The sequence below is a fragment of the Pseudomonas sp. Kh14 genome (genome assembly GCF_900291005.1).
Lineage (GTDB): Bacteria > Pseudomonadota > Gammaproteobacteria > Pseudomonadales > Pseudomonadaceae > Aquipseudomonas > Aquipseudomonas alloputida.
Map to the genome: position 1 here is coordinate 1 of NZ_OLKJ01000068.1, position 310 is coordinate 310.

Below are 310 nucleotides of genomic sequence, written 5' to 3' on the forward strand. Positions count from 1 at the left end.
CCAAGGCTGATCTGGCCAGCATCGTTGTAGACGTCATCGCCCTGTGCGTCGTGGGTGTACGGCGCGCTGGTTTCGCCGGCCTTGATGGTGACCTGGGCGTTGTTGCTCAGGGTCACGACCAGGTCGTGAGCCAGCGGCTGGTTGACGTGTACGGTGAAGGTCGGTTTGACGTTCTCGGCTACCGAAGTCTGGTCGGCCGTGATGGTGACCTTGACCAGGTCGCCTTCGTTGCTTGGGGTGCCCGGCTCGTCGGTGACCGACGTGCTGACCGGGGTCTTGTCGAGGGTCAGTTGCTCGAACTTGCCGACAT

1 protein-coding gene is annotated in these 310 nt (G+C 62.6%); it reads right to left on the reverse strand.

Features of this window, described 5'->3' with window-relative positions:
- Positions 1-310: immunoglobulin-like domain-containing protein (locus tag FQ668_RS27365; RefSeq protein WP_144180762.1), on the reverse strand; the 310-nt coding region annotated here is incomplete at both ends.